This window comes from Luteimonas yanweni (assembly GCF_039548475.1).
In the GTDB taxonomy this organism is placed as follows: Bacteria; Pseudomonadota; Gammaproteobacteria; order Xanthomonadales; family Xanthomonadaceae; genus Luteimonas.
The window spans coordinates 18,044-31,733 of sequence record NZ_JBCLVC010000016.1; the positions used below are offsets into that span (position 1 = coordinate 18,044).

Below are 13,690 nucleotides of genomic sequence, written 5' to 3' on the forward strand. Positions count from 1 at the left end.
CCCGCGCGACCCCGGCTGGTGCATGCTGCCGGCATGGACAGCCCTTCCCGCACCACTCTGGTCACCGGCGCGAACCGCGGCCTGGGCCTCGAGTTCGCCCGCCAACTGCTGGTCCGCGGCGACCACGTCGTCGCCGCCTGCCGCGAGCCCGGGCGCGCCACCGCGCTCAATTCCCTGGCCGGGGAGCATCCGGGTCGCCTGCACGTGCTACCGCTGGACGTCGCCGACGCCCGCTCGCGCACGGCATTCGCCGCGGAATTGCCGCTGGTCGTGGGCGATGGCGGGCGCATCGACCTGCTGCTCAACAACGCCGGCGTGCTGCACTCCGGCGAACGTTTCGGCACCCTGGGCGAAGCCCATCTGGAACACAGCTTCCGCGTCAACGCGATGGGTCCGCTGCTGCTCACCCAAGCGCTGGCCCCGCTGCTGGCCGACGGCGCGCGGGTGCTGAACGTGTCATCGCGCCTGGGGTCGATCGCGCTGACCGAACGCTTCGGCACGCCCAGCTACAACATCAGCAAGGCGGCGCTGAACATGGCCACCGTGCTTCTGGCGCAGGCGCTGGCCCAGCGCGGGATCGTGGTGGTCGCGGTCAGCCCGGGCTGGGTGCGCACCGAAATGGGCGGCAGCGATGCCGACGTCGCGCCCGAAGATGCCGTCGCCGGCATGCTGCGGCAGGTCGATGCGTTCGGCGAAGGCGACAGCGGGCGGTTCCTGGGCACCGACGGCAAGACGATCGCCTGGTAGCCGCACGGCCGGATATCCTGCACGCCGCCCGCTTCGACCGCAGCACGCGATGATCGACATCATCCTCTACCAGCCGGAAATCCCGCCCAATACCGGCAACGTGATCCGGCTGTGCGCCAACACCGGCGCCCGCCTGCACCTGGTGCGGCCGTTGGGCTTCGATATGGACGACCGGCAGCTGCGGCGTGCGGGGCTGGACTACCACGAGTACGCGCGGGTGGCGGTGCACGACGACCTGGCCACGGCGCTCGCCGCGATCGCGCCGCCGCGGCTGTTCGCGCTCAGCGCGCGCGGCAAGGTGCGCTACGACGCGCCCCGCTACGCTGCCGGCGACGCCTTCCTGTTCGGCTGCGAAACCCGCGGCCTGCCCGGCGACGTATTGGATGCGGTGGCGCCCGACCATCGGCTGCAGCTGCCCATGCGTCCGGACAACCGCAGCCTCAACCTGTCCAACGCGGTGGCCGTGCTGGCCTACGAAGCCTGGCGGCAGCTGGGCTTCGCGGGATCCGCCTGACGCGGCAGACCCGCTGCTGCCCGGGTAGCCCGAGATCGGGCGCAAACCGGGCGCGACAAGGCCTGCAGGACACGTGCGGGAAAGTTCCTGCACTCCCGGGTTCATTATTCAGGTGACGTTGCGTTCCGGGCTGGAGAATGCGTCTACCGGCCACGGGCGGTATCCGATTTCCCCGATCGGTTCTCTCCCTCCCCTGCCTCCCGTGGCCGGTCCTCTCCCCAGAACCAGAAGAAACAGAGGATCTCCCCCTGATGAAGCGCACCCTGATCGCCATTGCACTGGCGGCAACGGCGCCGTTCGCCGCCAACGCGGCCGAAGGCGTCTCCTACAACTACCTGGAAGCCGGCTACCAGGCCTCCAACGGCGACATCGACGCCGACGGTTACGCTGCGCGCGGCTCATTCGCGTTCCACGACAATTTCCACGTCTTCGGCGGCTTCGGCAGCCAGGAGATCGACAACACCCGCTTCGACGTCGACCAGTACAACATCGGCCTCGGCTACAACCTTGAAATCTCGCCGCGCGCCGACCTGCTGGCCCGCGTCGCCTACCAGAAGCTCGACGCCGGCACGGTGCTCGGCAACGACCTCGACTTCGACGGCTGGAGCACCGAGGTCGGCGTGCGCGGCCTGCTCGCCAACAACTTCGACGGCTACGCGCTGGTCGGCTATGAAGATTACGACGGCGGCATCGACGGCGATTTCTACGGCCGCCTGGGCGCCAACGTGAACTTCAACGCCAACTGGGGCCTCAACGGCGACGTCAAGTTCAACGGCGACGTGACCGAGTGGTTCGTGGGTCCGCGCTTCCGCTGGTAAGCAAACGTCCCGCACGACAGACACACCGCGGCCCGACTCTCTCCCCGATCCGCGTTGCTGACCCCGGCCGAAAGGCCGGGGTCTCTTTTTTTGCGCGCCCGTCCGAGGGGCGGCCGGCGCTCAGGCGATGAGCTTGCCCGCGTATTCGGCCTTCTGCTCGCGTGCCAGGAGTCGCGCAAGCCCTTCGGCAGGCGTGATGTCGCCATGCAGCACGGCGCGCACGTTGACCGAGATCGGCAGTTCGACGCCGTGGGCATCGGCCTGGCGCATCACTTCGTCGGCGGTCTGCAGGGATTCCACCACCTGCCCGATCTCGCGCACGGCGTCGTCCAGGCTCTGGCCACGGCCCAGGGCCAGGCCCAGGCGGCGGTTGCGGGACAGGTCGCCGGTGCAGGTCAGCACCAGGTCGCCCAGGCCCGCCAGGCCCATCAGGGTTTCCGGCTGTCCGCCGATCGCGATGTTCAGGCGCAGCATCTCGTTGAGGCCGCGGGTGATCAGGCCGGCGCGGGCGTTGAGGCCCAGGCCCATGCCGTCGGCGACGCCGGTGGCGACCGCCAGCACGTTCTTCATCGCGCCGCCGAGTTCGGCGCCACGCATGTCGTTGCCGGTATAGGCGCGGAACGCGGGGCCGTGCAGGATGTCGGCCACCGACTGCGCGAACGCTTCGTCATCGCCGTGCACGGTGACCGCGGTCGGCTGGCCGGCGGCGACCTCCTTCGCGAACGAAGGGCCGGTGACCACGGCCAGGGGCACGTCGGCACCCAGCACGTCGCCGGCCACTTCGTGCAGGAAGCGTCCGGAACCGGGCTCGAAGCCCTTGGTCGCCCAGGCCACGCCGGCGTGCGCAGGGCGCAGCGGCGCCAGCGCGCGCAGGGTTTCGGCGAAGGCGTGCGAAGGCACCACCACCAGCACCAAGTCGGCGCCGGCCAGCGCCGTGGCGAGGTCGGTGGTCGCGCGCAGCGACTCCGGCAGCGCGATGCCGGGAAGGTAGCGCGGGTTTTCGTGTCGTGAATCGACCGCCGCCGCGACGTCGGCGTCACGCCCCCAGAGCCGGGTCGCGTGGCCGTGGCGCGCGATCAGCGCCGCGAGCGCCGTGCCCCAGGAGCCGGCGCCGAGCACCGCGACCGCCGGCTTGCCCGGCGGTGCGATGGAAGGCTGCGTTGCCACGGGTCAGGCGTTGCCGCCGGTCCCGCTGCTGGCCAGGTCGGTGGCGCCGGGCTGCGCCTGCGCGGCACGCTGGCGCAGTCCTTCTGCATACAGCGCGTCGAAGTTGATCGGCTGCAGGACGAACGGAGCGAAGCCGCCGGCCTGGATCAGGCTGCCGACGAGCTGGCGCGCATACGGATACAGGATTGCCGGGCAGTGCGTGCCAAGCATCGCGTCAAGCGACTGCTCGTCGAAGCCGGACATGTTGAACAGGCCCGCCTGCTGCACTTCGACCAGGTAGATGACCTGGTCTTCGCCCAGCTTGCAGGTGAGGTTGATGCCCAGCACCACTTCGAAGGCAGCATCGCCGATGCGGTTGACGCGCTGGTTGAGGTTCATCTGCAGCTGCGGCTGGCCCTGCTCGGAAAACGTCTGCGGAGACTTGGGCGATTCGAACGAGACGTCCTTGACGTAGATCTTCTCGACGGTGAACTGCGCGCCCGCGGGCTGCTCGGGGGCGGCACCGGCGGCGCCGTTCGCGTTCGTGGCTTCTTGCTCGGACATCTGGCTCAACTCCAGCGGAATTCGGTTAAGAGGGGGATTATCGCACGTCGGTCGCGGCTACTTGCCGCGCCCCTTGGCCAGCGGAAGGTCCGCCTGCTGCCAGGCGCCGATGCCGCCGTCGAGCACATGGACCCGTTCGAAGCCGGCCTTGCGCAGGCGTTTGGCGGCATCCATCGCGGTCATCCCGGCCTTGCACACGGCCACCACGGGCAGTGCCTTGGCGCCGGCAAGCGCCTTGTTCTCGGGGTCGAACTGGGCCATCTGCACGTTCTTCGAGCCCGGGATGTGCCCCTTCTCGAATTCCGCCGCCGGGCGCAGGTCGACCACCAGGGCGTTTTCGCGATTGATCAGCGCGGTCAGTTCGGCCGGGCGCAGACTCTTGAAGCCGCGGAACAGGCGCGCGACTTCGGTATACACCAGGGCCACCAGGATGCCGGCGAAGGCCAGCGAAAGCATGGGGTTGCGGCCCAGGAAGGCCCACAGTTCTTCAGGATTCACGGTGCACGGCTGCTTGGCGGCGGGCAGCGATTGTGGCCCAGCGCCGGCGGTGGCGCAAAGCGGCCGGGCCCCGCCGCGGGCGGCGCCGCGTTACTCCCCGCGCCAGAAGTCCGGCAGCCCGCCGGTGTTCCACCATGTGCGGGCCGCTTCATCGTAGCGCCAGGCCTCCTGGTAGCGCATGCCGCGCTCGGCCATGGTGTGGCGGTTGATCACGCCGATGTCGACGTCGCGAAGCGCGGTGTCGCCCGCCACCTGCGCCGCGCCCAGGTCGCGGTAGTGCGAGACCTGGACCTGCTTGTAGCGTTCGAACTCGATCTCGGACATCGGGTGCCGTTCGCGGTAGTCCGGATCGACCAGGTTCCACGCGCCCTCGAAGTCACCCCAGCGGACGGCGGCCGACCAGGCGTACTGCGCGCGGTCGAGCGCCTCGCCTTTGCCGGTGCTGGCGCAGCCGGGCAGCAGCAGCGCGCAGGCCAGCAGCGCGAACAGGGCGAAGGCGGAGCGGCGGTGCATCGGTCGCATTGGCAGGGTCTCCGGGTTGGCGGCGGCCATCCTAACCCCTGGCGATGGCGGCGTAACCGGCGCGCATCGTGGTGGCGATGCCGCCGTCGGGCAGCGGCACGCTGGCGGCGATGCGCACCCGGGCGCGGCCGCGGCTGCGCAGCGCCGCGTCGAACGGCGCCCAGCCGCTGCCGTCGGCGAGCGCGGCGGTGGCCTGGAGGTCGGTGTACAGCGGCGCCAGGTAGCGGATCTCGCTGTCGGCCACGTACACATCGGCGTCGATGCCCAGCTGCCTGCAGCGCAGCGTCACCAGGCCCCATCCGGCGAGCGTCATCAGCGACACCAGGCTGCCGCCGAAGGCGCAGCCCTTGTCGTTGACGTTCAGCGCCAGCGGCGCGCGCAGGCGGAGCGTGTCGCCGTCGCGCCCGTCGATGGCGATGTCCATGGCCGCGACCGGCGGCATCGAGCGGTAGTGCGCATCCAGCGCGCGGAGTTCATCATCCAGGTGCATGCGGCCACTTCCATCGGGTTGCGGTCCGGCGCCTTGCCGGGACCGGCGCCAGGCACCAAGCTTGCGCGATGCCTGCGCATGCTTCGACCGGGCCACTGTCCGGATGCTACGTCATCTCGCTGCGACCGGTCGGCGGCCACGGCCCGGTGCGCCGTGCCGCCGCGGCGCTGGGCGCGCGCACGCTCGCCCTGTCGCCCTGGCGCATCGCGCGGCATGACGACGACCGTGCCCGCGCCGGACTGCAGCGTGCGCTCGCGGCACCGCGGGTGGTGTTCACCAGTCCCGCCGCGGTCGCCGCCGCCGCCGCGCTCCAGCCACTGCGGCCGAAGCCGGGGCAGGCCTGGGTCGCCGTCGGCGCGGGTTCCGCGCGGGCCCTGGACCGGGCGGGCGCCGGGCACGTCCCGTCCCCCGAGCGCATGGACAGCGAAGGCCTGCTGGCGATGCCGGCGCTGCGCGAGGTGCGCGGGCTCGACGTCGGCCTGGTGACCGCGCCGGGCGGCCGCGGCGTAATCGCCGCCACCCTCGCCGGGCGCGGGGCGCGCGTGCTGCGCGCGAACGTCTACGAACGCGTGCCTGTCGTTCCCTCGGCCAGGGCCCTGGCGGCGCTGCGTGCGCTGGACGCACCGACATGGCTGCTGCTGAGCAGCGGCGAGGCCCTCGAACACCTGCTGGCCTCGGTGCCGGAAGACGCCCTGGCGCGACTGCGCGGCATCCCGGTGGTCGCGGCCAGCGAGCGGCTGGGCGCGCTGGCCGGCGATCGCGGCCTGCAGGTGGCCGCGGTGGCGGCCAGCGCACGGCCCTCGGCGATGCTTGCGGCCTGCGCCGGAGCGATGCCGAAGCCCTAACATGGGCGCTCCGACACCGCTTCCTGCGCACCGTGAACCCGCCCCTTCCCCCTGCGTCCGCTTCCCGGCGCCGCACTTCCGGCCTGGCCTGGCTGCTGCTGCTCGTCATGGTGCCGATCGCCGGCGCCCTGGGCTGGCGCGCCTGGCAGGCGGAGGTCGAGGCCCGCAGCGCGGCCGATGCCGAAGAGATCCAGCGCCTGGACGCGCTTGCACAGCGCGTGGGCACCCTGCGCGCCAACCAGCAGGCCCAGGGCAAGCGCATGCAGCAGTCCGAGGCGACCAATCGCCTGCTGCGCGACGAGCTGCTGGCCATGGGACAGCGCGCGGCCCTGCTCGAGGACAGCGTGCAGCGCCTGGCGGACCCGACGCACGATGCCGCCCGCTCGCTGCGCCTCGACGAGATCGAGCTGCTGCTCGCCCAGGCCCAGCAGCGCCTGCTGGTCGCGGGTGATCTTGAGGGCGCGCGCCGGACGTACGCCCTGGCCACGCGCCTGGCCGAAGCGCTGACCACGCCCGGCGATATCGACCTGCGCCACGCGCTGACCCGGGAGCGGGCCATGCTCGATGCCCTGGGCGAGGATCCGCGGATCCGCGCCATGAAGCGCATCGATGCCTTCGAAGCCGGTTTCGACGCAGGCCCGGCCGGGGTCTTCGAGACGGGTGCGGAGGCCGCGCAGGGCGCCGGCGCGACGTGGTGGCGACGGCTGGCACGGCGCATCGTCGAGGTGCGCCCCAGCGATGATCGCCTGGCCGTGGACTCCGGCGAACAGGCTGCGGGCCAAGCTGCGCTGCGCCTGGAACTCACGCTTGCGCGTGCCGCCGCCGAGCGCCGGGACGCCGACGGGTATGCGGCGGCGCTGGCGCGCGGATCGGCGTGGCTGCCGCGGCTTCGGCCCGGTTCGCCTGCGCGCGACGCGTTGGCACGCGAGCTCGAGGCGATTGCCGCGCTGCCGCTCGCCCTCGCCCTGCCCGAGCTCGGCACGTCGCTGGAACAGCTGCGGAGGCTCCGGGGCAATGACACGGTCGCGGCTCCGGACGCGACATGAACACGGCCGCGACACCGCCGCGGCTACGGTGGCACCAGCCTCTGGAGACCTGCCATGAACCTGTTCCGCACCCTGCTTGTCTGGATCCTGCTGGCGATCATCGGCGCCCTGGCCTGGCACCTCCTGGCCCAGGACCCCGGCCATGTGCTGGTGCGCTACCGCGGCTGGGACTACACCACCAACCTGCTCTGGGTCTCGGTGGCCGTGGTCGCGGGACTGTTCGCGCTGTGGCTTCTGTGGTCGCTGATAGCGCTGCCGTTGCGGGCCTTCCGCCGCCGCCGCGACCAGCAGTCGCGCGCCCGCCTGGGCTCTGGCCTCGAGGCGCTGCACCAGGGCCACTACGCGCGCGCCGAGAAGCTGCTGCCGCAGGCCGGCGACGAAAGCGACGCCGCGGTCGCCCGGCTTGCCGCCGCGCGATCCGCCATGGCCCGCGGCGACCACGCCGCAGCGCGCAGCCATCTTGATTCGATCGACAGCCATCACGCCCTGACCCGGGCCATCGGCCGCGCCGAGCTGGCGCTTGCCGAACACCGCCCCACCGACGCACTGGTGGCGCTGGACGACCCCGCGGCGCAACCGCTGTCACCGCGCGGGCTCGCGCTGCGCGCCGACGCCCTGGCCACCTCGCGCCAGGCCGGCGATGCCTATGCCCTGCTCGGCGCCCTGCGCCAGCAGCAGGCGCTGCCGGAGGCGGCACTCGCCGAACGCGAACGCGCCTGGGCAGCACAGGCGCTCACCGAAGCATCCGATGCAAACGCCTTGGCAGATCGCTGGGAGAGCGTGCCCAAGGCGCTGCGCAGCGAGCCCGCGGTGGTGTCCGCCTACGCCGGGCGCGCGGCCGCGCTGCGTTGGGAAGACGCCGCCACGTCAAGCATCGAGCATGCGTTGGACGCGCGCTGGGACGAAGGCCTGGCCGCGTGCTACGGGCGCCTGCCCATCGATCGCGTCGAACACCGCGCGGCGCAGGCCACCCGCTGGCTGCAGCAGCACCCGGGCAGCCCGGCGCTGCTGCTGACCCTGGCGCGCCTGGCGCGCGCACGCGGCGAGTGGCCACAGGCCGAGGACTATCTGCACCGCGCCCTGGCCCAGGGTGCCGGCGCGGAAGCCTGGGAACAGCTTGGCGACGGCCACTCCGCAATAGGCGATGACGCCCGCGCGCGTGTCGCCTATGCCAATACGCTGCGCGCGCTGCGCGGCGAAGCCACGGAGCCGATGCCAGGCCTTGGGCCGCACCAGGCCATCCATGGCGTGCAGGACGATCGCGTGGTGATCGGGGACCGCGTCGTCAGCGATGACCGCAGCGCGACCGGGGAGGATCGCGACGAACACGGGTTCCCCCGCATCCGCGACTGAGGCCACGGCCGCCAATCCCGACCGGCTGGCCTGGCTCCGGCGGCAGGGATCCCGCCGCCGCGACCTGCCTGCTCAGCGCTCCAGGATCGCGACCACGCCCATGCCGCCGGCGGTGCAGATCGAGACCAGCGCGCGGCCGCCGCCGCGTTCCTGCAGCTGGCGCGCCGCAGTTGCCACCACGCGCGCGCCGGTGGCGGCGAAGGGATGCCCGGTGGCCAGCGACGAGCCGACCGGATTGATCCTGGCCGCATCGATGCGCCCCAGCGGCGCGTCCAGGCCCAACCGGCTGCGGCAGTAGTCCTCGCTTTCCCAGGCGCGCAGCGTGCACAGCACCTGGGCGGCAAAGGCTTCGTGGATCTCGTAGATGTCGAAGTCCTGGAGCGCCAGGTTGTTGCGGGCGAGCATCTCGGCCACGGCCACGGTCGGCGCCATCAGCAGGCCTTCGCCGTGGACGAAGTCGACCGCGGCCACGTGCGCGTCGCGGACGTGGCACAGCACCTCGTGGCCATGCGCGGCCGCCCATTCGTCTGTGGACAGCAGGCAGGCGGCGGCACCGTCGGTAAGCGGCGTCGAGTTGCCAGCGGTCAGCGTGCCAAGCCCGGAGCTGCGATCGAATGCCGGCTTGAGCGTGGACAGCTTTTCCAGCGACGTGTCGGCGCGCAGCACGTTGTCGCGCGAAACCCCGCGGAAGGCCACGACCAGGTCATCGAAGAAGCCGCGCTCGTAGGCCGCGGCCAGCTTGTGGTGCGAGGCCACGGCGAGCTCGTCCTGCGAATCGCGTGAGATGCTCCACTCCTTGGCCATGTCCTCGCAATGCTCGCCCATCGACTTGCCGGTGCGCGGCTCGGCCACGCCGGGGAAGTCCGGCTTGAGCTCGCCCGGGCGGAAGCCACTGAACTGCGCCAGCTTGTCCTTGGTGGTCTTCGCCGCGTTCGCCGCGAGCAGGCGCCGGCGCAGCGACTTGCCGTACACGATCGGGACGTCGGAGGTGGTGTCGCTGCCGCCGCCGATGCCGCTGTCGATCTGCCCGGCGGCAATCCTGTTGCCGATGGTGATGATCGAATCCAGCGAGGTGCCGCAGGCGCGCTGCAGGGTGATGCCCGGCGTCAGCGGCGACAGCCCCGAGGACAGCGCCGCCTCGCGGCCCAGGTTCCAGTCGCTGGAGTGCTTGATCACCGCGCCCATCGCGACCTCGCCCAGGCGCTGGCCGTGGAGGCCGAACCTCTCCACCAGCGCACCCAGGGTGCGCACGGACATGCCGAGGTTGCCAACATCGGCATAGGCCGTGTTCTGTCGGCAAAAGGGAATGCGAACACCGCCGAGGACGGCGACCGGGCGACCATGCAGCATCTGGGGACCTCGCAGGCTGCCCACCGACCGTGGCAGGCATAATGGCGACGAGTTTAGCGCCGCCCATGCGCAGGGCCAATGAACAAGACCGCAGAGAACACCCCCCGGACCCGCCGCGTGCTTGGCGCGCTGGCACTTGAACTGGTGCCCGGCAGCAGCGCGGCGCGCAATGCGGTGGCGCAGGCCGATGCCGGCGACATCGCCGCACTGGTCGCCGCCGACCTTGCGAAATTCGCACCCGAAGCCGCCAGCCTGGACTGCACCCTGGTCGCCGCGCACTTCGATCCGGTCGAGCTGCTGCGCCCGGGTTGGCCCCTGCACCAGGAGCTGTGGCAACTCGCGGCCAAGGCCCCGCGCGCGCCCGGCGGCGGCGGCCGCATCCTCGCTTTCGGCAGCCACGAAGGCCGCCTGCCCGGCGCGCTGTCACCCGCGCCGGAGTATTCCGGCGGGCCGCTGCGGCTGCTGCCCTACGTGCTGGATGGCGACCCGGCCACGGTCGCGCGGGTTGCGGCCCGCTGCGAGGCCGACCTGATGGAGGAAGGCATGGCCGGCGCCGGCGCTGCGCTGGCGATGCAGGACGCCTTCGGCATGCGCGTGGAGCACGCGCGCCACCTCACCGTGCACGACCTGTGCGCGCTGACGGCGATGCAGTACGAACATGCCGGCCTCGGGCCGCTGTGGCCGCTGCTGGAAACCGCCCTGCTCTCACCCGTGCGCGAGGCCTGGCTCGACGCACCGCCCGAACCCCTGTTGCACTACGCGGACGGCATCGTGCGGATGGCGATGTTCACCCCCGCTGCCTGGCGTGCGCGCCACGCGCCGCAAACCCCCGGCGCCGGCGACGACGACGCTGATGACCAGGCGCGCACCGGCCTCGCGCGCCTGTACGCCCATTTCGAAGCGCGCCAGCGCCAGTTCACCAGCCTGCTGCGCGCGCACGGCGTGGCCGTGGAATTCATCCACTGCCAGGGCGACGCGCGGGCGGAACTCGAAGCACCGCCCGCGCGCTGAATCACATCGACTGGGTGATCACGCCGCAGGCCAGGCGCGCGCCGGCATTGCCGGTGGGCTGGGTGGCGTAGTCGTCCGGATCGGCATGCACGATCACCGCCCGGCCGAGGACGTCGGTCGGCGCGCCGTCGGCCAGCGTGGCACCGTCAAGGCGGGTGTCGACCCGGGCCACGCCCGTGTCGTCGGCCCGGATGTTGTCGGTGTCGCCCACGTGGTGCTCGCCGGAGCTCACGCGGCCGTGGGCACTGTCGGCGGGATTGAAGTGGCCGCCGGCGCTGGTGCCGTCGGGCGCGCTGCAGTCGCCGCTCTCGTGCACGTGGAAGCCGTGCTCGGTATTGGGCGTCAGCCCGTTGACCTGGCCGGTGATGGTCACGCCGCCGTCGACGGCGGCGAACGTGATCTCGCCGGTGACCGAGTTGCCCTCGGTCGCGGCCAGGACCGCCATCGTGCCGGCGGCCGGGGTGGTGGTCATGTCGGCGGTCGCGCCCGCGGTGGTGGGTGCGACTGGTGCGTCGGCCGTGGCCGGCGGAGTCGCCGCATCGTCGTAGGGGTCCTGGCGATCGCCGCAGGCGGCAAGCCCGAGCGCGAGCGACGCGGCAAGAAGGGTCATGGGGATCGTACGCATGGGTGGTACTCCTTTCCTATGGCGCGCCCGGAGGCGCGATGGTGATGATTCCGCACGCGATCCGCGCGCCGGTGGCGCCGGCGGTGGAGCCCAGTACCACCAGCGAACGGCCGGCGATGTCGTTGGCCGCAGCGCCGCCGAGTACGGCCCCCGGGACCAGCTGGTCGACGTGGGCCACGCCGCGCTCGTTGGCGATGATGCGGTCGCTGCCGCCGTCGAGCGCGCCGCTGCCGCTGGCATCGAAATAGGGGCCGGCGCTTGAGGCGTCGATCGCGCTGCAGTCGCCGCGCGCGTGCACCTGCAGGACGTGGGCGCCGTTGCTGCTGAGGCCGCCGACGTCGCCGGACAGGCGCACGCCGCCCGGCTCCGCGCGCAGCACGATGCGGCCGCTGGCCAGGGTGGCCGAAGCCGCGGTCAGGTTGGCGTGCGCGACGGCCGCCGTTCCCGCGTCTGCGCGTGGCGGGGGCGGTGCCGGTGGCGGCTCGCGCGTCGCGGGTGGCGTGCCGGCACAGCCGGCGAGCACTCCCGTGGCGAAAATGAGGGCGGACAGGCGACGCATGCGGCTCACGGCTGGAAGGCAAGCGCCATAGCGTAGCGTCCGGGTGGTATGGGGTGCGTGAGCCTTGCGTTCAGGATGCGGGATGGCGCGCACCGAGCTTGCGCGTGAGCGTGTTGCGGCCGACGCCGAGTGACGCGGCGGCCTCGCTGCGACGACCGCCGGCGTGTTCGAGCGCGGTTTGCAGCAGCACCCGGTCCAGGCGATCGCGGGCGTCGGCGTGGATGCCCTGGGCGCCGGCGGCCAACTGTGCCCCCGTCCACGCGCGCAGTGCGGCCTCCCAGTCGTCTTCGCCTCCCGGCGCGATACCGCCCGGCGTACCGCGCGTTCCCCAGGCCTCGTCGAGGTCGGCGGCGTCCACCACGTCGCCCGACGCCAGCGCGGCCATCCGCCAGCAGAGGTTTTCGAGTTCGCGCACGTTGCCGGGCCAGGGATGCGCCTGCATGCGCTCCAGCGCCGGGCGAGACAGGCGCTTCGCCGGCGCCACGAAGCGCCGGGCCGCGCGCTGCAGGAAGCGCTCGGCCAGGCGCGGGATGTCCTCGCGCCGCTCGCGCAGCGGCGGCAGGCGCAGGCGCACCACGTCAAGGCGATGCAAGAGGTCGGCGCGGAAGCCGCCGTCGCGCACCTTCGCTTCCAGGTCCTGGTGGGTCGCCGCGACCACCCGCACGTCGACCCGGATCAGCTCGCGGCCGCCGACGCGGAAGAACTCGCCCTCGGCCAACACCCGCAGCAGCCGCGTCTGCAGCGGCAGCGGCATGTCTCCGATCTCGTCGAGGAAGAGCGTGCCGCCGTCGGCCTGTTCGAATCGGCCGACGTGGCGCCGGGTCGCGCCGGTGAAGGCGCCGGCCTCGTGGCCGAACAGTTCGCTCTCCAGCAGCTCCGACGGGATCGCCGCGGTGTTGAGCGCGACGAAGGGCATGCGCGCGCGCGGGGATTCGCGATGCAGCGCGCGCGCCACCAGCTCCTTGCCGGTGCCGGTCTCGCCGGTGACCAGCACCGACAGCGGCGCCTGCGCCAGCCGGCCGATGGCGCGGAACAGCTGCTGCATCGCGGGCGCGTCACCCACCAGCGCGTCGTCCCCGGGCGCGGCGCTGGCAGGGCCCGGTTCGGACTCTCCGCCATCGCCAGGCGCATCGCCGGCGCTGCCCAGTGCGCGCGCCGCCAGTGCCACCGCGTCGTCGAGGTCGAAGGGCTTGGGCAGGAAATCCCTGGCGCCGCCGCGGAACGCACCCGCGGTGCTGGCGACATCGGTGTAGGCACTCATCACCACCACCGGCAGTGCCGGCAGCCGCTGCCTGAGCGCGTCGAGCAGGCGCAGGCCGTCGTCACCGGGCATGCGCACGTCGGTGAACAGCAGGCGTGGCGGCGCGGCGCCCCGCTCGAGCGTGGACAGCACGTCGGCCGCCGATTCGAAGCCGGTGACCTCGTAGCCGGCATCGCGCAGCGCCGTGGCGAGCACGAAGCGCACGCTGCGGTCGTCATCCACCACCCAGATGCGCGGGCCCTCGCCGTGGGTCACGGCGAGGGCCCGCCGCCCACAGTGGCAGTGGTGGCGCTGGTGGCAGCGGCGTCCGCGGCTTCGCCGGGCGATTCCCCCCCAAAACC

16 protein-coding genes are annotated in these 13,690 nt (G+C 72.4%); 7 read left to right on the forward strand and 9 right to left on the reverse strand.

Annotated elements, in window-relative coordinates; all coding sequences use genetic code 11:
- Positions 1-33 precede the first annotated feature (33 nt).
- From WCE39_RS12975 to WCE39_RS12985, 3 genes are all read left to right on the forward strand, one after another.
- Positions 34-747 carry an SDR family oxidoreductase gene (locus WCE39_RS12975; RefSeq protein WP_343277104.1) on the forward strand — a complete coding sequence of 238 codons (714 nt, stop codon included), beginning with the start codon at positions 34-36 and terminating at the stop codon, positions 745-747.
- Positions 748-796: 49 nt separating this feature from the next.
- Complete coding sequence (locus WCE39_RS12980; protein ID WP_343277105.1) at positions 797-1,261, forward strand: tRNA (cytidine(34)-2'-O)-methyltransferase; 465 nt, start codon at positions 797-799, stop codon at positions 1,259-1,261.
- A gap of 251 nt (positions 1,262-1,512) precedes the next feature.
- Positions 1,513-2,079, forward strand: coding sequence for a diffusible signal factor-reguated Ax21 faimly protein (locus tag WCE39_RS12985; RefSeq protein WP_343277106.1), 567 nt, complete (start codon positions 1,513-1,515; stop codon positions 2,077-2,079).
- 120 nt (positions 2,080-2,199) lie between these two features.
- Here WCE39_RS12985 and WCE39_RS12990 read toward each other — a convergent pair whose 3' ends face one another.
- The 5 genes from WCE39_RS12990 to WCE39_RS13010 all read right to left on the reverse strand — a co-directional run bounded on the left by WCE39_RS12990 (position 2,200) and on the right by WCE39_RS13010 (position 5,299).
- Positions 2,200-3,228 carry an NAD(P)H-dependent glycerol-3-phosphate dehydrogenase gene (locus tag WCE39_RS12990; RefSeq protein ID WP_343277118.1) on the reverse strand — a complete coding sequence of 343 codons (1,029 nt, stop codon included), beginning with the start codon at positions 3,226-3,228 and terminating at the stop codon, positions 2,200-2,202.
- Between the two features lie 21 nt (positions 3,229-3,249).
- A complete protein-coding gene (gene secB, locus WCE39_RS12995) occupies positions 3,250-3,789 on the reverse strand; it encodes a protein-export chaperone SecB (RefSeq protein WP_343277107.1) in 540 nt (179 codons plus the stop codon).
- Between the two features lie 57 nt (positions 3,790-3,846).
- A complete protein-coding gene (locus WCE39_RS13000; RefSeq protein WP_343256070.1) occupies positions 3,847-4,287 on the reverse strand; it encodes a rhodanese-like domain-containing protein in 441 nt (146 codons plus the stop codon).
- A 90-nt stretch (positions 4,288-4,377) separates the two neighbouring features.
- Positions 4,378-4,809, reverse strand: a complete 432-nt coding sequence (locus WCE39_RS13005; RefSeq protein ID WP_343277108.1) for a hypothetical protein — start codon at positions 4,807-4,809, stop codon at positions 4,378-4,380.
- Positions 4,810-4,840: 31 nt separating this feature from the next.
- Positions 4,841-5,299, reverse strand: a complete 459-nt coding sequence (locus WCE39_RS13010; protein WP_343277109.1) for a YiiD C-terminal domain-containing protein — start codon at positions 5,297-5,299, stop codon at positions 4,841-4,843.
- A gap of 68 nt (positions 5,300-5,367) precedes the next feature.
- Between WCE39_RS13010 and WCE39_RS13015 the strand changes: the two genes are divergently transcribed.
- From WCE39_RS13015 to WCE39_RS13025, 3 genes are read left to right on the forward strand one after another with little or no spacing between them, the layout of a single operon-like run.
- Entirely contained in the window at positions 5,368-6,144 is a 777-nt protein-coding gene (locus WCE39_RS13015) for a uroporphyrinogen-III synthase (RefSeq protein ID WP_343277110.1), read from the forward strand.
- A 32-nt stretch (positions 6,145-6,176) separates the two neighbouring features.
- A complete protein-coding gene (locus WCE39_RS13020) occupies positions 6,177-7,190 on the forward strand; it encodes a uroporphyrinogen-III C-methyltransferase (RefSeq protein WP_343277111.1) in 1,014 nt (337 codons plus the stop codon).
- 54 nt (positions 7,191-7,244) lie between these two features.
- A complete protein-coding gene (locus WCE39_RS13025; RefSeq protein WP_343277112.1) occupies positions 7,245-8,543 on the forward strand; it encodes a heme biosynthesis HemY N-terminal domain-containing protein in 1,299 nt (432 codons plus the stop codon).
- A gap of 72 nt (positions 8,544-8,615) precedes the next feature.
- Here WCE39_RS13025 and WCE39_RS13030 read toward each other — a convergent pair whose 3' ends face one another.
- Positions 8,616-9,893, reverse strand: coding sequence for an acetyl-CoA C-acetyltransferase (locus WCE39_RS13030; protein ID WP_343277113.1), 1,278 nt, complete (start codon positions 9,891-9,893; stop codon positions 8,616-8,618).
- Between the two features lie 78 nt (positions 9,894-9,971).
- Here WCE39_RS13030 and WCE39_RS13035 point away from each other — a divergent pair, with 78 nt between their 5' ends.
- Entirely contained in the window at positions 9,972-10,904 is a 933-nt protein-coding gene (locus tag WCE39_RS13035; protein ID WP_343277114.1) for a hypothetical protein, read from the forward strand.
- A 1-nt stretch (position 10,905) separates the two neighbouring features.
- Here WCE39_RS13035 and WCE39_RS13040 read toward each other — a convergent pair whose 3' ends face one another.
- The 3 genes from WCE39_RS13040 to ntrC all read right to left on the reverse strand — a co-directional run bounded on the left by WCE39_RS13040 (position 10,906) and on the right by ntrC (position 13,604).
- A complete protein-coding gene (locus WCE39_RS13040) occupies positions 10,906-11,529 on the reverse strand; it encodes a superoxide dismutase family protein (RefSeq protein ID WP_343277115.1) in 624 nt (207 codons plus the stop codon).
- A gap of 16 nt (positions 11,530-11,545) precedes the next feature.
- Complete coding sequence (locus tag WCE39_RS13045) at positions 11,546-12,088, reverse strand: superoxide dismutase family protein (RefSeq protein ID WP_343277116.1); 543 nt, start codon at positions 12,086-12,088, stop codon at positions 11,546-11,548.
- Positions 12,089-12,158: 70 nt separating this feature from the next.
- A complete protein-coding gene (gene ntrC, locus WCE39_RS13050; RefSeq protein ID WP_343277117.1) occupies positions 12,159-13,604 on the reverse strand; it encodes a nitrogen regulation protein NR(I) in 1,446 nt (481 codons plus the stop codon).
- Positions 13,605-13,690 lie beyond the last annotated feature (86 nt).